Source organism: Streptomyces sp. NBC_00237, from assembly GCF_026342435.1.
Lineage (GTDB): Bacteria > Actinomycetota > Actinomycetes > Streptomycetales > Streptomycetaceae > Streptomyces.
The window spans coordinates 280377-303314 of record NZ_JAPEMT010000005.1; the positions used below are offsets into that span (position 1 = coordinate 280377).

The 22938-nt window shown below is 70.9% G+C and carries 23 protein-coding genes; 9 read left to right on the forward strand and 14 right to left on the reverse strand.

The window, feature by feature from the left end; all coding sequences use genetic code 11:
- Positions 1–23: 23 nt before the first annotated feature.
- Together ureG and OG897_RS37040 are read left to right on the forward strand one after the other, a co-directional pair.
- Complete coding sequence (gene ureG, locus OG897_RS37035; RefSeq protein WP_266664178.1) at positions 24–719, forward strand: urease accessory protein UreG; 696 nt, start codon at positions 24–26, stop codon at positions 717–719.
- Positions 716–1477 (forward strand): urease accessory protein UreD, encoded by a 762-nt coding sequence (locus OG897_RS37040; protein ID WP_266664179.1) that lies wholly within the window; start codon positions 716–718, stop codon positions 1475–1477. Before ureG ends, OG897_RS37040 begins: the two co-directional genes overlap by 4 nt.
- Positions 1478–1481: 4 nt before the next feature.
- On the opposite strand, the gene OG897_RS37045 is transcribed toward OG897_RS37040, so the two are convergent.
- On the reverse strand, positions 1482–1742 hold the full coding sequence (locus OG897_RS37045; RefSeq protein WP_266664181.1) for a DUF4190 domain-containing protein: 261 nt from the start codon (positions 1740–1742) through the stop codon (positions 1482–1484).
- Between the two features lie 269 nt (positions 1743–2011).
- Between OG897_RS37045 and OG897_RS37050 the strand changes: the two genes are divergently transcribed.
- A complete protein-coding gene (locus OG897_RS37050) occupies positions 2012–3628 on the forward strand; it encodes an alpha/beta hydrolase (protein ID WP_266664183.1) in 1617 nt (538 codons plus the stop codon).
- A 105-nt stretch (positions 3629–3733) separates the two neighbouring features.
- Here the strand turns inward: OG897_RS37050 and OG897_RS37055 are convergent, their stop codons facing one another.
- From OG897_RS37055 to OG897_RS37065, 3 genes are all read right to left on the reverse strand, one after another.
- On the reverse strand, positions 3734–4444 hold the full coding sequence (locus OG897_RS37055; RefSeq protein ID WP_266664185.1) for a 1-acyl-sn-glycerol-3-phosphate acyltransferase: 711 nt from the start codon (positions 4442–4444) through the stop codon (positions 3734–3736).
- 177 nt (positions 4445–4621) lie between these two features.
- Positions 4622–5455: a GDSL-type esterase/lipase family protein gene (locus OG897_RS37060; protein ID WP_266664187.1), complete on the reverse strand. Its 834-nt coding sequence runs from the start codon at positions 5453–5455 to the stop codon at positions 4622–4624.
- Positions 5456–5844: 389 nt separating this feature from the next.
- Positions 5845–6843 carry a YdcF family protein gene (locus OG897_RS37065; protein WP_266664188.1) on the reverse strand — a complete coding sequence of 333 codons (999 nt, stop codon included), beginning with the start codon at positions 6841–6843 and terminating at the stop codon, positions 5845–5847.
- A 168-nt stretch (positions 6844–7011) separates the two neighbouring features.
- Here OG897_RS37065 and OG897_RS37070 point away from each other — a divergent pair, with 168 nt between their 5' ends.
- Positions 7012–7407 carry an SSI family serine proteinase inhibitor gene (locus tag OG897_RS37070; protein ID WP_266664190.1) on the forward strand — a complete coding sequence of 132 codons (396 nt, stop codon included), beginning with the start codon at positions 7012–7014 and terminating at the stop codon, positions 7405–7407.
- 92 nt (positions 7408–7499) lie between these two features.
- Here OG897_RS37070 and OG897_RS37075 read toward each other — a convergent pair whose 3' ends face one another.
- The 5 genes from OG897_RS37075 to OG897_RS37095 all read right to left on the reverse strand — a co-directional run bounded on the left by OG897_RS37075 (position 7500) and on the right by OG897_RS37095 (position 12037).
- Entirely contained in the window at positions 7500–7661 is a 162-nt protein-coding gene (locus tag OG897_RS37075; protein ID WP_266664192.1) for a hypothetical protein, read from the reverse strand.
- Between the two features lie 106 nt (positions 7662–7767).
- Positions 7768–8733, reverse strand: a complete 966-nt coding sequence (locus tag OG897_RS37080) for a cytochrome c oxidase assembly protein (protein WP_266664194.1) — start codon at positions 8731–8733, stop codon at positions 7768–7770.
- A gap of 97 nt (positions 8734–8830) precedes the next feature.
- Complete coding sequence (locus OG897_RS37085) at positions 8831–9856, reverse strand: 6-phosphofructokinase (protein WP_266664196.1); 1026 nt, start codon at positions 9854–9856, stop codon at positions 8831–8833.
- Positions 9857–10044: 188 nt separating this feature from the next.
- Positions 10045–10773 (reverse strand): type 1 glutamine amidotransferase, encoded by a 729-nt coding sequence (locus tag OG897_RS37090; RefSeq protein WP_266664198.1) that lies wholly within the window; start codon positions 10771–10773, stop codon positions 10045–10047.
- A 25-nt stretch (positions 10774–10798) separates the two neighbouring features.
- Entirely contained in the window at positions 10799–12037 is a 1239-nt protein-coding gene (locus tag OG897_RS37095; RefSeq protein ID WP_266664199.1) for a MurT ligase domain-containing protein, read from the reverse strand.
- Positions 12038–12209: 172 nt separating this feature from the next.
- Between OG897_RS37095 and def the strand changes: the two genes are divergently transcribed.
- Complete coding sequence (gene def / locus OG897_RS37100; protein ID WP_266664200.1) at positions 12210–12764, forward strand: peptide deformylase; 555 nt, start codon at positions 12210–12212, stop codon at positions 12762–12764.
- A gap of 31 nt (positions 12765–12795) precedes the next feature.
- Here def and OG897_RS37105 read toward each other — a convergent pair whose 3' ends face one another.
- Positions 12796–13449, reverse strand: coding sequence for a TetR family transcriptional regulator (locus OG897_RS37105; RefSeq protein WP_266664202.1), 654 nt, complete (start codon positions 13447–13449; stop codon positions 12796–12798).
- A 145-nt stretch (positions 13450–13594) separates the two neighbouring features.
- Here OG897_RS37105 and OG897_RS37110 point away from each other — a divergent pair, with 145 nt between their 5' ends.
- The gene (locus OG897_RS37110) at positions 13595–14824 is read left to right on the forward strand and encodes an acyl-CoA dehydrogenase family protein (protein WP_266664204.1); all 1230 of its coding nucleotides are present in this window, start codon (positions 13595–13597) and stop codon (positions 14822–14824) included.
- 56 nt (positions 14825–14880) lie between these two features.
- On the opposite strand, the gene OG897_RS37115 is transcribed toward OG897_RS37110, so the two are convergent.
- Positions 14881–15372, reverse strand: coding sequence for a glutathione peroxidase (locus tag OG897_RS37115; RefSeq protein ID WP_266664206.1), 492 nt, complete (start codon positions 15370–15372; stop codon positions 14881–14883).
- Between the two features lie 74 nt (positions 15373–15446).
- Positions 15447–16364, reverse strand: coding sequence for an SIS domain-containing protein (locus OG897_RS37120; RefSeq protein WP_266664208.1), 918 nt, complete (start codon positions 16362–16364; stop codon positions 15447–15449).
- Positions 16365–16558: 194 nt separating this feature from the next.
- On the opposite strand from OG897_RS37120, the gene OG897_RS37125 reads away from it, so the two are divergent.
- Positions 16559–17683, forward strand: coding sequence for a hypothetical protein (locus OG897_RS37125; RefSeq protein WP_266664211.1), 1125 nt, complete (start codon positions 16559–16561; stop codon positions 17681–17683).
- Between the two features lie 29 nt (positions 17684–17712).
- Here the strand turns inward: OG897_RS37125 and OG897_RS37130 are convergent, their stop codons facing one another.
- Both OG897_RS37130 and OG897_RS37135 read right to left on the reverse strand, forming a co-directional pair.
- On the reverse strand, positions 17713–18798 hold the full coding sequence (locus OG897_RS37130) for a substrate-binding domain-containing protein (RefSeq protein ID WP_266664213.1): 1086 nt from the start codon (positions 18796–18798) through the stop codon (positions 17713–17715).
- 163 nt (positions 18799–18961) lie between these two features.
- On the reverse strand, positions 18962–19876 hold the full coding sequence (locus tag OG897_RS37135; RefSeq protein WP_266664216.1) for a LysR family transcriptional regulator: 915 nt from the start codon (positions 19874–19876) through the stop codon (positions 18962–18964).
- Between the two features lie 198 nt (positions 19877–20074).
- Between OG897_RS37135 and phnA the strand changes: the two genes are divergently transcribed.
- Entirely contained in the window at positions 20075–21313 is a 1239-nt protein-coding gene (gene phnA / locus OG897_RS37140) for a phosphonoacetate hydrolase (RefSeq protein WP_266664218.1), read from the forward strand.
- 280 nt (positions 21314–21593) lie between these two features.
- On the forward strand, positions 21594–22886 hold the full coding sequence (locus OG897_RS37145; protein WP_266664220.1) for an MFS transporter: 1293 nt from the start codon (positions 21594–21596) through the stop codon (positions 22884–22886).
- Positions 22887–22938: the final 52 nt, after the last annotated feature.

Genomic DNA, 22938 nt, shown 5'->3' on the forward strand with positions numbered 1-22938 from the left:
CGTCATCCAAAGGAGCCCGCACCATGCACCTCGACCACGACCACGCGTACGAAACCGCCGTCAGCGCCGACGCCCACCGCCCCGACGGCACCCGCCGCGCCCTGCGCATCGGGCTCGGCGGGCCGGTCGGCTCCGGCAAGACCGCGACCGTTGCCGCGCTCTGCCGCGAACTGCGCGACACCCTCTCCCTCGCCGTCGTGACGAACGACATCTACACTCGCGAGGACGCCGAATTCCTGCTCCGCCAGGCCGTGTTGCCGCCCGAACGCATCCAGGCGGTGGAGACCGGCGCCTGCCCGCACACCGCCATCCGCGACGACATCTCCGCCAATCTGGAGGCCGTCGAGGACCTGGAGGAGGCGGTCGGGCCGCTCGACCTGATCCTCGTGGAGTCCGGCGGCGACAACCTCACCGCCACCTTCTCCAGGGGCCTCGTGGACGCCCAGATCTTCGTCATCGACGTCGCGGGCGGCGACGACATCCCGCGCAAGGGCGGCCCCGGCGTCACCACCGCCGACCTCCTCGTCATCAACAAGACGGACCTCGCCCCGTACGTCGGCTCCGACCTGGCGCGGATGGCCCGCGACGCCAAGGAGCAGCGTGGTGAACTCCCCGTCGCCTTCACCTCGTTGACCACCGGCGAGAAGGTCAAGCCGGTCGCCGACTGGGTGCGCGCGCAGCTCGCCGCCTGGACCGCGCCCGCTCCTGCCGCCGTATGACCCTCACCGCCACGGCCCGCATCGTCGCCGCCCCCGGCGGGAAGCTCCCCGTCCTGGAGGGCGAAGGACCGCTCGCCCTGCGCCGTACGAGATCGGCGGAAGGGGCAGGCCACAGCAGGGTCACCGTCGTCGGCGCGATGAGCGCGCCCCTGGGCGGCGACCGGCTCGCCGTCGAGGTGGAGGTCCTGGACGGGGCCCGGCTGACCGTCGACGCGGCGGCCGCCACCGTCGCCCTCCCCGGCCGCATCCCCCAACAGGCGTTCTACGACGTACGTGTGACGGTCGGTCAGGACGCTGAGCTGTGCTGGCTGCCGGAACAGCTCATCTCCGCGCACGGCAGCGACCTGCGCATGACCACCACGGTCGACCTCGCCCCCACCGCCCGCCTCGTGCTCCGCGAGGAGCAGGTGCTGGGCCGGTGCGGGGAGAGCCCCGGCACCCTCTTCACCCGCCTCACCGTGCGCCGCGCCGGACGCCCGATCCTCGACCAGGAGCTGGCGTACGGTCCGGGCGCGCCGGGCGGCTGGGACGGCGGGGCGGTGCTGGGCGGACACCGTGCCGTGGGTCAACTCATCGTCATACGGGGGGAGTCGGCAGACAGCGAACCGCGGCCCCGCCTGCTCGGCGAGACCGCGGTGCTCACCCCGCTCGCGAGCGGGGGCGTACTCGTGACGGCGGTAGCCCCGGACGCCAGGGCGCTGCGCCTGATCCTCGACGAAGCGCTGAGCGGCGTCACGGAGGGTGTGCCGCACAGGTGACCGGTCACCCGCCGATGAAGAAGCTGAACCCGCCGGCGACCATCAGGACGATGCCGAGCACGGTGTCCACGATGCCCACGACGATGGCCGCCTTCGCCATGCCGTTGCCGCCCTTGCCCGTCTGACGCAGGCCCAGCGCGCCGAGCAGGATGGCCAGCGGGCCGAAGAGGATGGCCAGGATGATCAGGCCGATGATGCCGCTGGCGAGACCGCCGATCGCCAGCCAGTTGGTGCTCGTGCGCGACTGCCCGCGAGTGCCGCTCATGCCGGTAGCCATCTGAACTCCCCTGCTGTGAAGGACTGTTGGAGACATCCGCGTAACCCGTGGTGACAGGTTCATGCATGGGGCCGCGCCGAGGATCTTGTGCGGAGGAATGTGCGGGTTTCCGGGAGCACCGCTCAGCGAACCCTTCGTACCGGCTATTGGTTCGGTAAAGAAACACCCGTACGGTCTGTTCCCGGCGTCCCTCCTGCCGGAAGGATGCCGCCGGGGCCCAGTCAGGGTCCCGCGCAACCCTCAGGGGGAGGTCTCACTTGCGTCGCACCGCAGTGCTCGGCTCGGCCGGCACCCTGCTCGCGGGCACACTCATAGCCGGGGCAATGGCGGCACCGGCCGCCACCGCCGCCGCCGGACAGGCCAACCAGGGCAACAAGAGCTCCAACAGCCTTCTGGGCAAGGGGGGTTCGGAGGCGTACGGCGTGAAGGTCGCCGCCGACCGGGCCGCCAGGACCGGCATCGCCTGGCAGGACTGTCCGGCCGCCTGGGGCCTGGAGAAGCCCATCCAGTGCGGCTACGTCACGGTTCCGCTGGACTACAAGAAGCCGCACGGCAAGCAGATCAAGCTCGCCGTCGACAGGGTCGGCAACACCGGCTCCAAGAAGGACCGGCAGGGCTCCCTGGTCTACAACCCGGGCGGCCCCGGCGGCTCGGGCCTCAAGTTCCCGCGCCGCGTGGTCACCAAGAACCCGATCTGGGCGGGTGCCGCCAAGGCGTACGACCTGGTCGGCTTCGACCCCCGGGGAGTCGGCAAGTCGACTCCGATCTCCTGCGTCGACCCGCAGGAGTTCATCAAGGCCCCGAAGGCGGACCCGGTCCCCGACAGCGAGGCCGACAAGCAGGCGCAGCGCAAGCTGGCCGCCGAGTACGCGGCGGGCTGCAAGGAGCGCAGCGGCTGGATGCTGCCGCACATGACCACCCCGAACACGGCGCGCGACCTCGACGTCATCCGCGCCGCGCTCGGCGACAAGAAGCTCAACTACCTGGGCGTCTCGTACGGCACCTACCTCGGCGCCGTCTACGGCACGCTCTTCCCGACGCACATCCGCCGCATGGTCCTCGACAGCGTCGTGAACCCCTCCACGAAGAAGATCTGGTACGAGGTCAACCTCGACCAGGACATCGCCTTCGAGGGCCGCTGGAAGGACTGGATGAAGTGGGTCGCAGCGAACGACGCGACCTACCACATCGGCGACACCGTCGAGAAGGTCCAGAAGCAGTGGGAGAAGCTGCGCGCGACCGCCAAGAAGGAGCCCGTGGGCGGCCTCGTCGGCCCCGCCGAGCTGATCGTCTTCTTCCAGAGCGCGCCGTACTACGACTCCGCGTGGGCGCCCGTCGCCGACGTCTGGAGCAAGTACCTCGCCGGTGACCCGAAGCCGCTGATCGAGGAGGCGGGCCCGCACCCGGAGGACACCGCGGGCAACATCGCGTCGGAGAACTCCAACGCCGTCTACACGGCCGTCGAGTGCGCCGACGCCAAGTGGCCGACCAGCTGGAACAAGTGGAACCGGGACAACACCCGGCTGCACGAGAAGTACCCCTTCCTCACCTGGTCCAACGCCTGGATGAACCTGCCCTGCGCGACCTGGGGCGCCCCGCAGCAGCACGCCACGGAGGTGAAGACCAACAAGGGTCTGCCGCCGGTGCTGATCGCCCAGTCGACCCGCGACGCGGCCACGCCGTACGCGGGTGCCGTCGAACTGCACAAGCGGTTCAAGGGTTCGCGCCTGATCACCGAGCGCGACGCGGGTTCGCACGGCATCACCAACCTGGCCAACCCGTGCCTCAACACGCGGGTCGAGGCATACCTGCTCAGCGGCAAGCTGGACAGCCGTGACGTGACGTGCGCCCCGCACGCCACGCCCAAGCCGTAACTCCCGGCAGGCTGTCGGCGGTTCCGCCCGAACCAGGGGGCGGCCGGTGCTCTCCCACCGGCCGCCCCCTCTCCCATGCCGCGAGAGCCTGGCGCGCCCGCCCCCTCAGCGCCGCAACCTCGGGAACTTCCGCCCCTGCGCGGCCTGTTCCGCCTTCACCTCGGCCGCGTACCGGTCGACGTACTCCTGCCCGGACAGCGCCAGGATCGCGTACATGATCTCGTCGGTGACGGCCCGCAGCGCGGTCTTCTCGTCCTCCATCCCGGCGAACCGGGAGAAGTCCAGCGGCTCTCCGAAGCGGATCGTCACCCGCTTCACCTTCGGGATCTTCCGCCCCGGCGGCTGGATCTCGAACGTCCCCACCATCGCGCACGGCACCACCGGCACCCCGGCCCGGATCGCCATCACCGCGACCCCCACCTTGCCCTTGTACAGCCGCCCGTCGTGCGACCGCGTCCCCTCCGGGTAGATCCCGAGCAACTCGCCCTTCTCCAGCACCCCGAGCCCCTCCCGCACGGCCGCCTTCCCGGCCTCCTTCCCCGACCGGTCCACCGGGATCTGCCCCGCACTGCGGAAGAACGCCGCCGTCAGCCGCCCCTTCACCCCGGGCCCGGTGAAGTACTCGGCCTTGGCGAGGAAGGTGATCCGCCGCTTCAGTACGGCGGGCATCAGGAAGTGGTCGGAGAACGACAGGTGATTTCCCGCGACGATCGCCGCCCCGTCCGCCGGAATGTGCCGCAGCCCCTCGATCCGGGGCCGGAAGAGAATTCTCAACAGCGGTCCGAGAACGACGTATTTGAGCACGTAATAGAACACCCGGTTGCTCCCTACTGTCACGGACTGCCTTGGGGCTGCGTTCTTGCTGGGCAGGGCCTGTTTCGGGGGGCGCTCAGTGTATGTGCAGGTATTGCCTTGTGTAACCACCTCTGGTCGTATCGACGGCCACCGTCCGGGTGTGGACGGCCGCCATCGAGCCGCTCTCATCGACCCGCTCTACTCGACGGCGCTCCTCTTGGCGTCCGCCTCGATCGCGGGTACGTCCGGGAAGGGGCGCGGGTAGCGGGCGCCGATGCCGAAGCGGGAGGCCAGGGTGTCGGCGAAGGCGGCGGCGATACGGATCTCGCCGTTGGGGTTGGGGTGGGTTCCGTCCCAGGTGTGCTCGGAGGCGACGAATTCCGCCGAGGTGTCCGCGACGACGACGGGGGAGGACGGGCTGTCGAGGTCCTTCGCCACGGCGCGCAGCCGCTCGTTGGAAGCATCGACGCGGGCACCGAACTCAAGGTCGTCGACCGCCTTCCGGCACGGCAGCACGCGGCCCAGAACGATGCTCAGCCGAGGATCGGCGCGGCGGGCGTTCACGATGAACTCCCGCAGGTTCGCCTCGAACTGGGGCGGCTCGACGCCGTACCAGAACAGGTCGTTGATGCCGAGCAGGACCAGCAGGTAAGCGGGCCGGTGCTCGCGCACCTTGGCCTCGATCTCGTCCTTCTCCGTCACGTACGGGCGGCCCCACTGGGCGTCGTGGTCACGGTCGAAATCGGGGTCGGCGTAGGTGCCGTCGTCGTCCCCGACCTCGGCGGTGCGGATGTTGTCCAGCGTGTCCTTCGGCCCCACCAGGTCCAGGCTGACGCCATGTCCGCGCAGGTGCTTCCAGAGGCGGTAGCGCCAGGTCCAGTCGCCGCTGCTGCCGTGGCTGATGGAGTCGCCGACGATCATGATGGGGATCTCGTCGGCCCGGTGGCCCTCCGCGTCGGGGACGGCGGGGCCGGGGCGCTGCTCCGGGTGGTCGGAGTCGGGCATGCGGGTCTCCTTCGGAGGTGCGGACATGCGGGTCTCCTTCGGAGGTACGGAGCGCCAGTGCGTCCCGGGGCCGTAGCGGCGCAGGATGCGGGCCGGTATCCGCCCGGTGCCTCGGAGGTGATCGGCCCCCGCCGCTCGGCCCACGCCCACGCGCGACGGACGGCCGTGCCGGTGAGACGGTGGCCGTGCACGGCGGGCCGCCTCCTCAGCGCGTCGGCGGTCGGAGTCATGGCCTCACGCTAGGCAGCGACCGACCACCCCGCCGCAGGGAAGCCGCTGTCCAGGTGACGAGACCGCGTGCCCGGGTGCGGGACGAGGCGGACGACGTCCATGCGCACGCGAAGGTTCCTCGGTCAGGGATGTCTCTCCTGGCCCCCGTCGGAACGTCAGGCGGGTCGGCCCGTGCGGGCGGCCCCTCAGGTCAGTCCGGCGAGGGACCCCGTCAGCACCAGCAGTACGCACATCGAGAAGTTGACCACCTTGTGCTGCATGAAGATCGCCACGAACTCCCGGATGACCGCGCTCGGCCAGAAGTAGCGGGCCGTTCGGGAGCCCACGACCTGACCGGGGATGTCCGTCTTGCGGGCCATCAGGGCCGCCCGGAACGCGTGGTAGTTGTTCGTGACGATCACGCACCGGTACCCCGGGTCCACGTCCCGCATCAGCGCGCCGCTCAAGGCGAGGTTCTCCTCGGTGGTGCGCGACTGGGTCTCCTGGATGATCCGGTCCGCCGGTACGCCCGCCTCGATCAGGTACTCGGCCATCGCCTGGCCCTCCGGCCGGTCCTCGTCGGGACCCTGCCCGCCCGAGGTGACCAGCATCGGACTGCCGCCGGCCGCGACCTGGGCGTCGTACACCTCGCGCCCCTTGTCGAGACGGCCCGCGAGCAGCGGCGGCACCTTGTTGCGGATCAGGCCCGAGCCCAGCACCACCACGAAGTCGATGCGGCCGCGCGGCTTGAACCAGCCGTACAGGAGCGCGTACAGCAGGAAGCAGGTGAAGAGGAAGGACACGTACCCCACGACCAGGACCGTCACGACCGTCACCGTGCCCAGCGCGCGCGAGCCCGTCGCGAGCGAGGCGACCAGCATCGCGCCGAGGCCGATGATGCCCAGGCCCGCCACCAGGGAGAGCAGGTTCGCCGGGCTGCGGCCCTCCTTGCGGAGCATCGTCAGCCCGTTCCGGACGAGGAACCAGGCGAGGACGAACGCGGACAGCAATGCCAGCAGGAGCAGGATCCCGGCGATCACGGCCGCCAGCGCCGGGTGCGTCTGCCCCGCCTTCAGCATGATGCCGACCAGGGTGAAGAAGAGGGTGAAGACCAGATAGAAGCCGTTCCGCAGACGGCGTCGGTCGCGCAGCATGCCGACGAGCAGCGCCAGGAGGAAGATTCCGGCGGGAACAAAGACGATCATGCGTTTACGGTACGTCAGCGGAAGGCGTCGGCGGGACGGAATGAGCAGGGCCGGACGGCCCAAGGGGAACCTCCGGGCGGGCGACCCGGACGGCGCGGCGCGTTGCGGGCGGCGGGGTGCGGCGGATGCGCTCTTCCGGACAGCCCCGCTCCCGTCCTTGGAGACCCCATGCGCCCCCTCCGTACCGCCGTCGTCGCGGCAGCCGCCCTGTGCGCCCTCGCCCCGGCCGCGACCGCCGTCGCCGACTCCCACCCCACGCCGCAGCGGGGGTTTCTGCTCACCGTGAGCGGTGCCGAGAACACCTGGATCCGGGGCGTCAGCCTGCACTGCTCGCCCAAGGCGGGCGGCGGCCACCCCGACGCACAGGCCGCGTGCGACGACATCACGAAGGCACGCGGCGACTTCGGCTCGCTGCCCGGCGACCCGCACGCCTGCACCAAGCAGTACGACCCGGTGACCGCCACGGCCTCCGGCACGTGGCGCGGCCGTACCGTCAGCTGGACGAAGACCTTCGGCAACGCGTGCGAGCTCGACGCGGCAGCGGGACCGGTGTTCCGCTTCTGATCCGGAGCCTGATCCGGATCCTGATCCGGCTCCGGAGCCTGATCCGGTTCCGGACGATGTCGTACGACGCGAGGGCCGTGCCCTGCCCCGGCTCAGCGGCCCCGCGTCGTGGCGATCGTCCCGACCGTCGCCAGCAGCAATACCACCCAGCCGAACCACAGCCAGCCGTTGCTTCCCATCGCGGCCGTGTAGCCCGTGACCACGACCAGCATCCCGACGGTCAGCGCCCCCATCGACTTCGGCGAACTGGACATGCGCGCCCCTCCCTGACGAGTGGAGGGTCATCGTCACCCGAGGGGGCACGCCACCGCTACAGCCGTGCGGGCACCCGTACGTGCGTCAGGCGTACGCGTACGCGCGTCACGACTGACCGCCGCGCGCCCGCAAGGACGCCAGGTACGCGTTGTACTCCTCCAGCTCCTTGTCACCGTTGCGGTCCGCCGCCCGGTCCGAGCGCCGCGCCACGCGCTGCTCGGAGCGGTACCACTGGAAGACCAGCGCGAGCAGCACCACCACCGACGGGATCTCACTGAACGCCCAGGCGATGCCGCCCGCCGCGTTCTGGTCGGCGAGCGCGTCGATGCCGAGCGAGGCGGGCGGATTCTTGTACGCCTCCACCATCGGCTGCGTCGCCATCATCAGCGCGATGCCGAAGAACGCGTGGAACGGCATGCCCGCGAACAGCTCCAGCATCCGCATCACGTAGCCGGGGCGGTGCGGTCCCGGGTCGACGCCCATGATCGGCCAGAAGAAGACCAGGCCGACCGCGAGGAAGTGCACCATCATCGCGATGTGCCCGACCTTGCTGCCCATGAGCGTGTCGAACAGCGGGGTGAAGTAGAGGCCGTACAGGCTCGCGATGAACAGCGGGATGGTGAACGCCGGGTGCGTGATGATCTTCATGTACCGGCTGTGCAGCAGTGCGAGCAGCAGCTCGCGCGGCCCCTTGCGGCCCTTGCGCCCGCGCCCCGACACCGGCAGCGCGCGCAGGGCGAGGGTGATCGGCGCGCCCAGCAGCAGCAGGATCGGCGACAGCATGCTGATGATCATGTGCTGCACCATGTGCACGCTGAACATGACCATGCCGTAGTCGTTGAGCTTGGTGCACATCACCAGGAGCAGGGTCAGCACGCCGATGGTGAAGAACACCGTCCGGCCCACCGGCCAGTCGTCGCCGCGCCGACGCAGCCGCGCCACGCCCCATCCGTACAGGGCGAGCGCCGCGAGGCAGGTCACCAGGAAGAAGGGATCGGGGGAGAGCTCCAGGCCCCGTCCCAGCGTGAACGGCGGCAGATCCATGTTCATGCCGTGCCCGCTGTGGTCCATCCGCTGACTCCTGATTAGTGCCGGGTTGTCCGGTCCAGAGTAGAACTGCCCCCGGCCGCGTCGGCGACCGGGGGCAGCTCTCAGGAACCTTGCAGCGCTACAGCACGCATTCCGCTTCCGCGTACCGCTCCACCGGAACCGTCTTCAGCTCTTCCACCGCACTGGCCAGCGGCACCATCTCGATGTTCGTGCCGCGCAGCGCCGTCATCATGCCGAATTCGCCTCGGTGCGCCGCCTCCACCGCGTGCCAGCCGAAGCGGGTCGCGAGGACGCGGTCGTACGCGGTCGGGGTGCCACCGCGCTGGACGTGGCCGAGGATCACCGGGCGGGCCTCCTTGCCGAGGCGTTCCTCCAGCTCGATCGCGAGCTGGTTGGCGACCCCGGCGAAGCGCTCGTGCCCGTACTGGTCGGTCTTGCCGATGTCGAACTCCATCGACCCCGCGCGCGGCTTCGCACCCTCCGCGACCACGACGATCGCGAACTTCTTGCCCGCCGAGAATCGCTTGCCGACCAGCTCGGTCAGCTCCCCGATGTCGAAGGGCCGCTCGGGCACCACGATGGCGTGCGCGCCGGCCGCCATCCCGGAGTGCAGGGCGATCCACCCGGTGTGCCGCCCCATGACCTCGACGATCAGGACGCGCTGGTGGGACTCGGCGGTGGTCTTCAGCCGGTCCAGGGCCTCCGTCGCGACCCCGACGGCGGTGTCGAAGCCGAAGGTGACGTCCGTCGACGCGATGTCGTTGTCGATCGTCTTCGGTACGCCGACGATCGGCAGGCCCGCCTCGGACAGCAGGTGCGCCGCCTTGAGGGTGCCTTCGCCGCCGATCGGGATGATCGCGTCGAGGCCCAGGTCCGCGACGTGGCCGCGGGCCTGCTCGATGCCGCCGCGCAGGTGCGCGGGCTGGACGCGGGAGGAGCCGAGGATGGTGCCGCCCCGGGCCAGGATGCCGTTCACGGCGTCCAGGTCGAGGGGGCGGTAGTCGCAGTCGAGGAGGCCCCGCCAGCCGTCGTGGAAGCCGATGACCTCGTCGCCGTGGTCGACGACGGCACGGTGGACGACGGAGCGGATGACGGCGTTCAGGCCGGGGCAGTCGCCGCCGGAGGTGAGGACACCAATGCGCATGGCGCGAAAACCTTTGCAACGTGGGCCGAATGACCGGACCACGTCGTCCGGGCGGGGTCCCGTCACCCTACAAGTGCGGGGTGACGGGACCGAACCGGGCGTCCAACGGGTGGACGTTTCACGTGAAACAGGCGGTGCGCGCCGTGAGGAGGCGTCAGGCCGGCTGCGGCGTGCGCCGTGAGCGGGTGTCAGGCGGGCTGCGTGGCGCTGGCGATGCGCTCGGCGCGCAGCGCCTCGTACCAGCGGTCGTCGGTGGGCGGCAGCGCGTTCACGTCGAGGGCCAGCTTCAGCAGCAGGTCCGCGATCTGCGGGTTCCGGGCGAGAACCGGACCGTGCATGTACGTGCCGAACACGGTGTCGTTGTACGCGCCTTCGGTGCCGTCGCCCGTGCCGTTGCCCTTGCCGAGGCGGACCCGGGCGAAGGGTCGGGCGGTGGGGCCGAGGTGGGTGATGCCCTGGTGGTTCTCGAAGCCGGTGAGCTGCGGGAGGTTCAGCGGGGCGTCGATGTCGGCGAGCACGTCGCCGACGCAGCGCTCGCCCTCACCACGGGTGGAGATGACGTCGAGCAGGCCGAGGCCCTGCTCGCGCTGCCCGAGGTCGTTGATGAACTCGTGGCCGAGGATCTGGTACCCGGCGCACACCGAGAAGACGATCGCGCCGTTGGAGACGGCACGGCTGAGCCCGCCGTCCTTGCGCAGCCGCTCGGCGGCCAGCCGCTGGGGTCGGTCCTCACCGCCGCCGATCAGGTAGATGTCGCCCGAGGTGGGCACGGGCTGGTCGCTGCGTACGTCCACACGCTGCACGTCGAGGCCCCGCTGGCGGGCCCGGCGCTCGACGACGAGGGCGTTGCCCTGGTCGCCGTACGTGCTGAGGAGGTCGGGGTAGATCCAGACCAGCCGCAGACTGTTGTCGTTCATTCGAGTCATGTCCCTGCGGTTTCTGTCAGTTGCCGACGCGGCGGCGGAGGTCCTGGAACGCGGTGTAGTTGGCGATCGTCTCGATCAGGCCGGGCGGTGCCATCTGCACGGCCTCGTCGAGGGTCTCGCACACCCGGAACTCCAGGTTGGCGACTTCGAGGCGGACCGCCAGGTCCAGCTTGCGGTCGCCGAGCACGAAGATCGGGTGACCGGCGAGCCGGGTGTAGTCGACGTCCCACAGCCAGGAGGTGTCGGTGCCGTCGGCGCCACGGGCGTTCACGGACAGGATCACCGGCGTCGGCGGCGGGTTGATCAGCGAGAACGTCTCCAGCCACCCGGCCGGGTTCTTCGCGAGCAGCAGCCGCAGTTCACGGCCCTGGTACTGGACGACGTCGTACCGTCCGGCCACCGCCTGCACCTGGTACATGCGCTCCAGCGCCACCTGCGGGGGCACCCCGAAGGTCGCCGCGACGGCGGCCGACGTGGCCGCGTTCGCCTTGTTGGCGCGGCCCGGCAGCTGGAGGTGGATCGGCCACGCCGAGCCGTGCGGGTCCAGGACGTGGTCGCCGGAGAGCACCCAGCTCGGCGTCGGACGGCGGAAGCCGCACTCGCCGCAGAACCAGTCGTCGCCGGGACGCTGCATCACACCGCCGCAGGAGGGGCACGACCAGGCGTCGTCCTTCCACTCCTGACCGGCCGCCACCCACACCACGTTCGGCGACGAGGACGCCGCCCACACGATCAGCGGGTCGTCCGCGTTCGCGATCACGACGGCCTTGGAACCGGCCAGACCCTCACGCCACTTCTCCGCCAGCATGCGGGTCTCGGCGGCCCGGTCGAGCTGGTCGCGCGAGAGGTTCAGCAGCGCGATCGCCTTCGGCGTCACATCGCGCGCCACCCCCGCCAGGTACTTCTCGTCGACCTCGATCACGCCGTACTTCGCGTCCGAGCCGCCCGCGAGGGCGGACGTGATGCCCGCGGGCATGTTCGCGCCGAGCGCGTTCGACACGACAGGACCGCTGGCCCGCAGGGCCTCCGCGATCAGCCGGGTCGTCGTCGTCTTGCCGTTCGTCGCCGAGACAAGCACCACGTCCAGGTGGTTCGCGAGTCGTCCCAGCAGGTCCGGGTCGAGCCTGAGCGCGACCTTTCCGCCGATCACCGAACCGCTGCCGCGCCCCGCGGCGCGGGACACCGCCGCCGCGGCCTTGCCTGCCGTCACGGCCAGCTTGGCCCGCGGCGACAACGGCTCCGTGTTGCCTGCCATCGTCACTGATCCTCCTTGCATCCGGCGCCGCACTTGCCCCAGGTCCACCGGTCAACAGTCCGGGCTCAGCCTATCGAGGTCCCGCCGCCTGCCCGAACCGCGGCACCCGTGGGGAAGGGCGCGGACCAGCCTCGACCGTACGTGACGCGCGGCGGAACGTACGCTTGCGGCCATGCGACACCGCCCCATTCCCGGCAGTTCCGGCACCGTACGCCCCATGACGCTGCACGGCGAGCCCGTCCTGCACGCCCCGTGCGAGCCCGTCACCGACTTCGACGCGTCCCTGGCCCGCCTCGTCGAGGACATGTTCGCGACGATGTACGCGGCCGAGGGCGTCGGCCTCGCCGCCAACCAGGTCGGCACCTCGCTCCGCGTCTTCGTCTACGACTGCCCGGACGACGACGAGGTCCGCCACCTCGGCCACGTCGTGAACCCCCGCCTGGTGGAGGCGGACGGCGTCGTCGTACGAGGCGCGGAAGGCTGCCTCTCCCTGCCGGGCCTGGAGGCGGGCACGCCGCGCTACGACCACGCGGTGGTCGAGGGCTTCACGATGACGGGAGAGCCGGTCACGATTTCCGGCACCGGCTTCTTCGCGCGCTGCCTCCAGCACGAGTGCGACCACCTCGACGGCACGGTCTACCCGGACCGCCTCACTGGCTGGCGCAAGTCCAAGGTCCTCCGCGAGGCCCGCAGGGCGAAGTGGAACCGCTCCGCACAAGGGGCGTGACCGCACGGGGCCCGAGCGGGGCCGCCCGTACCTAGAATCCCGGCCCGCCCGGCCGATCCCCCGCAGCGGCCAGCCGGCCCCACAGCAGATCCGCCAGACTGCCCACCAACTCCGCCCGCGAACAAGGCCGCTCACCGAGCCACCAGTCTCCCGCCGCATGCATCATGCCGACGATGCCGTGCCCCCACACCCGCGCCAGCTGCTCACTGTTCGGCCCGAGGTCCACCCGCTCGGCGATCACCTCGGCCAGCTCCTCGCCCATCCGCCGCAGCAGCGGCGCCGAGTGCCGCCCGACGTCGAACCCCTGCTCGGGCGTCGGAGCGGCGGCGTCCTCCGCAGGGTGCATCAGGAACCGGTAGACCTGCGGACGCGCCTCGATCGCCGCGAGATACGTGTCGAGGGTCCGCTCCACCCGCTCACGCCGCTCCGCCGGAGCGTCCAGCGCGGCACGCAGGGCGGCCAGCAACGCGTCGGTGTGCCGCTTGGCGAGGGCGCGGTAGAGACCGCCCTTGTCACCGAAGTGCCGGTAGAGGATCGGCTTGGTGATCCCGGCCTCGGCCGCTATGGCGTTCATGGAGGCTTGCGGACCGTCCCGCAGGACCACCCGGTCCGCGGCTTCGAGCAGCTCGCGCCGCCGGGTCTCGGCACTCGACCGCTGCGTTCCGGCCTGCTGTGTGGTCTCCATCGTGTGCTCTCCCCGCCCAGGTGATTCCGTTCCGTGACGCCCGCGCAACGTAACACTGCCGGTCCGCAGCCGACTGTTGACAGGGGCTACCCGTGGGTAACACACTCGTGGTTACCGCAAGTAACGTGCACGTGCTGGAGGGGACATGGCCGAGTTCACGCTCGATCTCAACGATGACCAGAAGCAGGTCCGCGACTGGATCCACGGCTTCGCAGCCGAGGTGATCCGCCCGGCCGCGGCGGAGTGGGACGAACGTGAGGAAACGCCCTGGCCCGTCATCCAGGAAGCCGCCAAGGTCGGAATCTACTCCCTCGACTTCTACGCCCAGCAGTACTTCGACCCTACGGGCCTGGGCATCCCCATGGCTATGGAAGAGCTCTTCTGGGGCGACGCGGGAATCGCCCTCTCGATCGTCGGCACGGGTCTCGCCGCGGTCGGCGTCCTCGCGAACGGCACCGAGGAGCAGATCGGCACCTGGATACCGCAGATGTACGGCGACGCGAACGACGTGAAGGTCGCCGCCTTCTGCTCCTCCGAGCCGGACGCGGGCTCCGACGTCGCCTCGATGCGCACCCGCGCCGTCTACGACGAGGCCAAGGACGAATGGGTCCTCAACGGCACGAAGACCTGGGCCACCAACGGCGGCATAGCCAACGTCCACGTGATCGTCGCCTGTGTCGACCCGGCCCTGGGCTCGAAGGGCCACGCCTCCTTCATCGTCCCGCCCGCCACCCCCGGTCTCTCCCAGGGCCAGAAGTTCCAGAAGCACGGCATCCGGGCCTCGCACACGGCGGAGGTCGTCCTCGAAGACGTACGCATCCCCGGCTCGTGCCTCCTGGGCGGCAAGGAGAAGCTCGACGAACGCCTCGCCCGGGCCCGCGAGCGGGCGGCCAAGGGCGGCGGCGAGCGCGTGAAGAACGCCGCCATGGCCACCTTCGAGGCATCCCGTCCCGCAGTCGGCGCGATGGCGGTCGGCACGGCCCGCGCGGCCTACGAGGTCGCCCTCGACTACGCGAAGACCCGCGAACAGTTCGGCCGCCCCATCATCGACAACCAGGGCATCGCCTTCCAGCTCGCCGACATGCGCACCCAGATCGACGCCGCCCGCCTCCTCGTCTGGCGGGCCTCCTGGATGGCCGTCTCGGGCAAGCCGTTCACGGCGGCGGAGGGCTCCATGTCCAAGCTCTACGCGAGCGAGGTCGCCAAGAAGGTCACGGCGCAGGCGATCCAGATCCTGGGCGGCAACGGCTACACACGGGAGTACCCGGTGGAGCGGATGCACCGCGACGCGGCGATCTACACCATCTTCGAGGGCACGAGCGAGATCCAGCGCCTGGTGATCGCGAGGACCCTGTCGGGAATGCCGATCCGCTAGGAACGGAACGGGGGCCACGGGGACCAGCCCCCGTGGCCCCCGTTCCGTGAGCGAGGTCAGCCCTGCGGCAGCTGCGCCTCGATCGCCGCTACGAGTACCGCGTCGGCCGGCTCCGTGCGCGGGCGGAAGCGGCCCGCGACCTCGCCCGAGGGGGAGAGCAGGAACTTCTCGAAGTTCCACTGGACGTCGCCCGCCTCGCCCTCCGCGTCCGCGACCTCGGTCAGGGCGGTGTAGAGGGGGTGGCGGTGCTCGCCGTTGACCTCGATCTTCTCGAGGAGGGGGAAAGTGACGCCGTAGCCGGCGGAGCAGAAAGCGGCGATCTCCTCGGCGCTGCCCGGCTCCTGGCCCGCGAACTGGTTGCAGGGGACACCGAGCACCGTGAAGCCCCGGTCGGCGTACGTCTTCTGGAGTTCTTCGAGGCCCGCGTACTGGGGAGTGAGGCCGCACTTGGAGGCGACGTTGACGATCAGGACGGCCTTGCCCTTGTGCGCGGCCAGGCTCGTCGGCGTGCCGTCCAGCGTGTGCAGCGGGATGTCGTACAGGCTCATGAGTTTCTTCTCCTGTTGCGTCCGGCGTGATTCGTCGGAGACCCAGCCGCAGGCTAACCCCCGCCGCACTCTGATCAGGCAACCGCCCTTGAGGGCCCCGTGAGCCCCGCGAGGATGACGGAGCGGGAGAGGTTGCGGGGCCGGTCGGGGTTCATGTTGCGGCGGGCGGCGAGTTCCACCGCGAGGCGCTGGGCGCGGACCAGGGAGGCGACCGGGTCGAGTGCGTCGGCGCTGAACAGGGCTCCGGTGACGCTCACTTCGTCCTCCAGTCCGGCCGGGGGCTCGCCGAAGGACCAGACCAGGCTGTTCTCGTCGCTGATGCTGATGGGGCCGTGACGGTACTCCATCGCCGCGTACGACTCGGTCCACGCACGGGCCGCCTCGCGCAGCTTCAGGGCCGCCTCGTCGGCGAGGCCGACCGTCCAGCCTCGGCCCAGGAAGGTGAACTGGGTGCGGTGGGACCAGGGGCGGGGGAGGGGTTCCTCCACGGCCAGTTCGCCGTCGGCGATGGAGGCGGAGAGATCGAAGCCGAGGGCGGAGCGCAGGAGCTGGAGGGACGTGTTGGCGAAGCGGGTCTGGACGACGGACCTCTCGTCGGCGAAGGACAGGTCCACGAGGGCGTCGGCGCAGTCGGCGACCGGGCCGTCGGGTACGCCGGTCAGGGCGACGGTGGGGATGCGGCCGTGCACCTCGTCGAGGAGGGAGAGGACTTCGGTCGTCGTGCCCGAGCGGGTGATGGCGACGATCCGGTCGTACGGGCGGGCGAGCGCGGCCTCGGAGGCGGCGTGGGCGTCGGTCTCGCCCTGACCCGCGCGCTCGCGGAGGACGGCGTAGGCGCGTGCCATGAAGAACGACGTGCCGCAGCCGACGACGGCGACCCGCTCGCCGGGCTGCGGCAGCCCGTGTCCGACGGTGGCGGCCAGTTGGGCGGCCCGCGCCCAGCAGGCGGGCTGTGAGGCGATCTCGGCGGTGACGTGGGCTGCGGCGGTCATGGTGCGTCCCCCCGGGGAGGTAAGGAAGTGTGGTGCGTGCTGGCCTGATTGTGAGGGTGGGGTGGGGGGTGCGCAATGAGCAATCAGTGAGCAATGAGGGAGTAATCGGGGATGAGTTCTGGGGAGGGGGGAAGACCGTTGCGGAGAGGTGTTGTCAGCGGTGCGTTGTCAGTGGTGCGTCCTACGCTCGGTTCATGTCTACGCAAACGCGTGATCCGAGCCTGCTGGAGCGGCAGACCGCCGAGTACCGGGAGTTGGCCGCACAGGGCGGGCTGCCCGCACTCGCCCGCGCGGTGATCCGTTCCGCCTGCCGCAACGGTGCGGCGACCGGCCCTGGTCCGCCCGCCATGGGCCTGCTGCGGTCGCTGCCCGACGCGGACCGGTTGGCCCTCGGCCGGATCTGGGCCCACGAACTGCCCAGGATCCCGCTTCACGGCCCTTACGCCTTCGAGGAGTTCGGCCGCACCCCGGCCCATGTGCGCGGCGAACTCCTCACCGTGGCCAGTGGCGTCGTCCGGGGCCTGGACGGCGACCTCCTCGCCGCCGAACGGCGCACCAGGCTGGCCGAGCTGAGCCGACTGTACGAGACCGGTCCCGGCAACCGGGACTGGGAGCTCGCCGTCGCGGAACTGGCCGCCGGCCGCGCGCCCGCCCCCGACGTCGTCGCGGTCTTCCGCCGCACCGCCCTCGGCCCCGGCGCCCCGCGAGCCCTGCGCGAGACGGCCGCCGCACTTCCGGGGCCGGTGCTCAATCCCGGTGAGCCCTGGGCGGACCTGGCCCTCCGGGAGGCGACGGGCGGCCCGTTGGAGGTGCTCCTCGCGCACCCGGCACCGCCCACCGCCCGTGCCCCCTCCGCCCGGTGGGCCCGCACTTCCCGTGCGGTGCTCGCCCGAGCGGGGCCCGAGTGGTCCCGGCAGCGCCTGCACGGATGGTGCGACGCCTTCGGCCTGCCCCGTACGGTCCCGCTGCACGCCTACCGGCCGGTGCACCCCGACGCCGGGCAGCCGCCCGATCCGTACAACTGCGCAGTGCTGCGCGGCGTGGTCTGGTCGCTCGGGCTCCTTCCTTGCGCCCCGGACACAGCGCGCACCCTTGCGGGCCTCACCGTGGCCGCGCTGCGCCCCCTGCGCGACGGGAGAGCCGTCGCTCCCGCCGTGGCGGAAGCCGCCGTCACCGCCCTGGGGCTCCTGGGCGACACCGCAGCCCGGGACGAGCTCGCCGGGCTGACCCGCCGGGTGATCCACCGGGGCACGACCCGCAGCATCGCCACCGCCACCGCCCTCGCCGGAACCGGAACCGGAACCGGAACCGGGAGGTGAAGTCGCCTCGACGTCTCCTCCCGCAGCCCCTACTGCCGACGGGCCCCGCAGGACGCCCGCACCACCAGGTTCGGCCGCAACTGCACCTGGTGCAGCGGCGACGCGTCGCCCTCCGCCAGTCGCCGCAGCAGGATCTGCGCCGCCAGCCGCCCCACCTGGAACTTCGGCGGCGACACCGCGGTGAGCGGAATCTCCGCCACGTCCGCGAACTCGTTGTCGTAGCTGACCAGCGCCAGATCGTCCGGGACCTTCAGCCCGGCCCGGCGGGCCGCCGACTGGACCAGCGCCGCCTCCCGGTCGCCGAAGCACAGCGCCCCGGTGGCTCCGCCCGCGACGAGCGCCGCCACCGCCCGGTCCGCGCGGGCAGGCGTCCACGCGTCCATGACGTCCGCGTCGTACACCGGCTCCCGCAGCCCGAAGTCGGCGACGGCACGAGCGAATCCGGACCGGATGGGCGCCGCAGTCGCCGCGTCCGTACGGACCACCAGGCCGAGCCTCTCGTGGCCGAGGGAACGCAGATGGCGGACCGCGTCGTACGCGCCGCCCTGGTGGTCCGTGCACACGTGCTCGGTCGGATCTCCGGGGCCCGCGGCCGTCAGCCGCCGTTCCACCAGCACGGCGGGAACGGGGAGTGCCAGCAGCTCCTCCGCGCGGCGTGCCGGGTCGTCCTCGTCGTGCAGCCCGGGGACCAGGAGCAGTCCGTGCACCCCGGAGAGGAGGAGTTCGGCGACGGCCGCGTCCTCGGCCCGCCGGTCGTAGTGGGAGCAGGCCAGGACGAATTGCGCGCCCGCCTCCGACAGCACTTCCTGGATGCCCTGGAGGACGCGCGGATAGTAGAGCGTCGTGTCCGGGACGAGCACGCCGACGATCCGCCGGTGGTGCGGCACCCCGGGGACGCGGCCGAGCGCGAACGTGCCCGCGCCCTGCCGCCGTACGACCAAGCCCTGCGCGACCAGGTCCTCGTACGCCCGCCGCACCGTCGTCATCGAAAGCCCGGTCTCGGCGGCCAGGGCCCGTTCGGTGGGGAGCTTGCTGCCGGGCGGCCAGGTGCCGTCCTGGATGCCGCGCCGCAGGTCGGCCGTCAGTGCGCGGAACTTGAGCTCTCTGGCGGTCACGTCTACCCCCGGCTTGGCAATGCTCCTGGAATCCTATCCTCATCGCTCCCTGGCGTCCGCCGACAGTTCGGCCACCCGCCCCCGTCCACCACTGCGCGACCGTCGTGCGCACCGCCGACGGGAAGCCGGGCCATTGCAGTCTGTCGATCGAGTCCAAGTACCGCTATTCCGATGAGAGTTCGCGCGGCCAGCTTGCGATCTCGCGGAGCACCTTCATGAAGGCGTGCTCCGCGGGTGACAGCAGCCGGTCGCGCCGACGCACCAGGTTCACCGGGCGCGAGCGCGGGGCCGGGCTCACCGGGACGACCGTGAGCGCCCCGGACCGTACGTCGTCCACGACCGCGTGCTCCGAGATCAGCGTGATCCCCAGGCCCGCCGCCACACACTGCTTGACGGCCTCGGGGCCCCACACGTCGCCGTGCCGGACATCGGTCAACTCCCAGTCGCCCAGCACCTGTTCCTGGAGCTCGCGGGTCTGCGAGCCGGGCTCGCGCAGCAGGAAGCGGCACTCCCGCAGCTCCTGCGGACCCACCTCCCCGACACCCGCCAGGGGGTGCGAGGAGGACGCCACCACGATCAGGCGTTCGTCCAGGACGGTCTCGACGACGAGCTGGTTCGCGGTAGGGGTCCCGGCCACGACGGCGATGCCGATGCCGCCGCCCAGCAGGCGTTCCATGACCGACTCGTTGTTGCCGACGAAGAGGTCGCAGACGATGCCCGGATGGTCCTGCTGGTAGCGGGCGAGCAGCGGCGGCAGCAGATACGTGCCCACGGTCGTGGAACCGCCGACCAGGAGGCGGCCCGAAGCCAGCCCGCTGACCTGCTGCACCGCCGCTACGGCCTCCTCCGCGAGCAGGAAGACCCGCTTGCCGTACGCGGCGAGCACCTCGCCCTCCGCCGTCGGGCGGGTCCGGGCGCCGGAGCGGTCGATCAGCGTCACGCGCAGGGACTGTTCGAGGCGGCGCACCTGGTTGGAGACCGAGGGCTGGCTCATGTACAGCTTCTGCGCGGCGGCCGAGAACCCCTGGTGCTCCACGACCTGCATGAAGATCCACAGCCGGTGGAGGTTCAGTTCCACGTGCCCCCCTTGATCAACTGTGCGCGCGGTGAGCCTAACCGCGAACCCGCCGGAGGGGGAGGGGTCGCGCCGGCCGGAACGCGGCTATGGCCGCCATAGCGAACCGAGAGGTTCTTCACCCCCGGCAGCGGGTGCTACCCATGTCACACGGGGTGGCAGCCACCGCCCCGCGACTTCGAACCTCAGGGGTGTCCGTACATGGAGCAGCTTCAGGTCAACGGCCGCGACTACCCGTGGCCCGCGCGGCCCGTCGTCGTGGTCTGCATCGACGGCAGCGAGGACGCGTACCACGAGCGGGCCGTCGCGGACGGGCGGATGCCGTTCCTGGAGAAGATGCTGGAGCGGGGCGCGGACCTGCGCGGCGACTGCACGATGCCGTCGTTCACCAACCCGAACAACATCTCCATCGCCACCGGGCAGCCGCCGGCCGTGCACGGCATCTGCGGCAACTACTTCTACGACACCGAGTCCGACGCCGAGATCATGATGAACGCCCCGGAGCTGCTGCGGGTGCCGACCATCTTCGCGGAGTTCTCCAAGGCGGGCGCCAAGGTCGTCTGCATCACGGCCAAGGACAAGCTGCGCCGCCTCCTCGGCCGCGACCTGATCGACGGCATCAACTTTTCCGCGGAGAAGGCCGACCAGGTCACCGACGAGGACAACGGCATCACCAAGGTCCTGGAACGCGTCGGCAGGGAACTGCCGTCCGTCTACAGTGCCGAGCTGAGCGAGCTGGTCATGGCCGCCGGTGTCGACGTCCTGGAGAAGGAAGGACCGCAGCTGATGTACCTGTCGCTGACCGACTACATCCAGCACAAGCACGCCCCGGGCTCGCCGGTCGCCAACGACTTCTACGCCATGCTCGACGGCTACTTCGAGAAGATCGACGCCCTCGGCGCGGTCCTCGTCGTCACCGCCGACCACGGCATGAACGCCAAGAGCGACGCCGACGGCGTCGCCCAGGTCGTCTTCCTCCAGGACTTCTTCGACGGCCGTCTCGGCGGGGGCACCTCCCGCGTCATCCTGCCGATCACCGACCCGTACACCGTCCACCACGGCGCGCTCGGCTCGTACGCCACCGTGCACCTGCCCCAGGGCGCGGACGTCGCGGCCCTCGTCGCCGAGGTCGCGGCGATCGACGGTGTCGACACCGTCCTGACCCGTGAGGAGGCCGTCGAGCGCTTCGAGCTGCCGGGCGACCGCATCGGCGACCTCGTCGTCATCGCCACCCGGAACACCGTGCTCGGCACCACGCCCTCGCGCCACGACATCTCGGGTTTCAAGGAGCCGCTGCGCTCGCACGGCGGCCTGACCGAGCAGAAGGTCCCGTTCCTGGTGAACGCCCCCGTCGAGCTGCCCGCCGGGCACCGGCTGCGCAACTTCGACGCGTACTGGGTGGGCACCACCCTCGCGGCGGGCCGGTCGCTGACCGCCTGACCCGTCCCCCGTAGCAACACCCACTGACCCGGTCCCGGCGCGCATGCCTGGGCGCGCGCCGGGGCCGTGTCGTGCCCGCACACCGCTCTGTTCGAGGTGCGGGCACGGCCGTACCTCGGTACGACCGCTCGTTTCCCCTACCCGTGCACGTCGAGGACAGGACGCCGCCGCCATGGCCGACCTCGCACCACAGCAAGGAACACCGCAACAAGGAACACCACAGCAAGGAACACCACAGCAAGGAACAGAAGAGCCACAGACCATCACCACCCGCGAGGCGGTGAACCGGACCAACCCGCTTCTCGGTTCCGCCCGCGCCTCCCGCTGGCGCTGGCAGATATTCGCGATCACCTGGGTCGCGTACGCCGGGTTCTACTTCGTACGACAGGCGTTCTCCGTCGCGAAGCTCGGGATTCTGGACGACCCCGCCGTCAACACCGTACTCACCAAAGGGGTATTGGGGGTCATCGACTCCGTCTACCTCGCCGCCTACGCGGCGGGCCAGTTCCTGTGGGGCATGTGGGCCGACCGCTTCGGCCCGCGCGTCGTCGTCATCGGCGGCATGATCGGCGCGATCGTCGCCGCCTGCCTGATGGGCCTCAGCAGCGCCGTCCTCGTCTTCGGCGGGGCGATGGTCCTCCAGGGCCTCTCCCAGTCCGCGGGCTGGGCGCCGCTCTGCAAGAACATGGGCGACTTCTTCACCGTCAAGGAACGCGGGCGCGTCCTGGGGCTGTGGAGCACCAACTACGCCTTCGGCGGCCTGGCCGCCCCGCCGTTCCTCGGCTGGATGGCGTACTCGGTGTTCGACAGCTGGCAGGCGGCCTTCTTCGCCGGAGCCGCGACCCTGGCCGTCGTCCTCGGACTCTTCCTCGTCTTCCAGCGCAACGCGCCGAAGGACGTGGGCCTGGAGGACCCGGACCACGACCCGCAGGCCGCCCCGGTCACCGCCGGCGAGGAAGAGGAGCGGCTCACCGGCCTCGCCCTCTACCGGGAGACCGTGCGCGACCGCATGGTCCTCACCCTCGGCCTCTGCTACTTCCTGCTGAAGCCGGCGCGGTACGCCATCCTCCTCTGGGGCCCGGTCATCGTCGCCGAGCGCATCCCCGAGATCGACAAGGCGGGCGCCACGCTCATCCCGGTCGCCTTCGGCGTCGCCGGAGTCCTCGCACCGATCCTCATCGGCTGGGTCTCGGACCACGTCTTCGCGTCCCGCCGCGCCCCCGCCTGCGTCATCGCCCTGGGTATCCTGACCGTGGCGCTCGCCCTGTTCATGCCGCTCACCGCGACCGGCAGCGTCGGCACCATGATCGCCGTGCTGGCCGTCATCGGGGTCTCGGTGTACGCCGCCGACGCGATGATCTCCTGCGTCGCCGCCGTGGACTTCGGCAGCGCCAAGGGTGCGGGCACCGCCGCGGGTCTGGTCAACGGGTGCGGTTCGGTCGGCGCCATCCTCGGCGGACTGCTCCCCGGATTCCTCTCCGGGGGCGTCCTGTTCGCCCTCTTCGCAGTGGCCGCACTGCTGGCCGGTGTGCTGATGGTCCCGCACTGGAACCGGGTTCCCCGGGCCGCGTGACCCCGTACGGGCCGGGTGACCCCCGGGCCGCGTAACTCCCGGGAAAGGCGGC